The 635-nt window shown below is 68.8% G+C and carries 1 protein-coding gene; it reads right to left on the bottom strand.

Annotated features, from left to right (window positions below):
* The coding region (locus DQ353_RS21170) for a 3-hydroxyacyl-CoA dehydrogenase family protein (RefSeq protein WP_146755376.1) at positions 1 to 635 on the bottom strand (635 nt) is incomplete at both ends.

Genomic DNA, 635 nt, shown 5'->3' with positions numbered 1-635 from the left:
TCCTCGGCCGCGCCGGTCTCCGCAAAGGTGGCCTGGCCGATGAAGTCGATGACGTCGAGCCCGACCATGTCCATGAGCGCGAACGGTCCCATGGGGTGGCCCAGCGCGGTGCGCGCGGTGGTGTCGATGTCCTCGATGCTGGCGATGCCCGAATCGGCCAGGAACAGCGCCTCGCGCTGGATGGCACCCATCAGGCGGTTGGCAATGAACCCGGGGATCTCGCGGTTGATCAGCACCGGTTCCTTGCCCAGCCGGCGTGCCAACTCCATCGTGGTCTCCACCGTGGCGTCGCTGGTTTCCCCGTGGCGCACGACCTCGACGCACTTCATGACCAGGGCCGGGTTGAAGAAGTGCATGTTGCACACCTGTGCCGGGCGCCCCGTGGCCGCCGCGACCTTGGAGGAACCCAGCGTGGAGGAGTTGGTGGCCAGGATCGCGTGGGCCGGGGCCAGCACGCCGAGCTTTTCGAAGATCTGCGTCTTGATCTCCAGCCGCTCGGTGGCGGCCTCGATCACGAAGTCCGCTCCTGCGGCCGCCTCATCGAGGTCGGTGCTGTAGGCCAGGGCGCCCAGGGCCGCGGTGGCGGCATCCTGCTCCAGCTTGCCCTTGGCCACCCGGGAGGCGGCCCAGCCCTC

It is taken from the genome of Arthrobacter sp. AQ5-05 (assembly GCF_003287975.1).
Taxonomy (GTDB): domain Bacteria; phylum Actinomycetota; class Actinomycetes; order Actinomycetales; family Micrococcaceae; genus Paeniglutamicibacter.
This window is presented reverse-complemented; position numbering and strand designations above follow the sequence as displayed.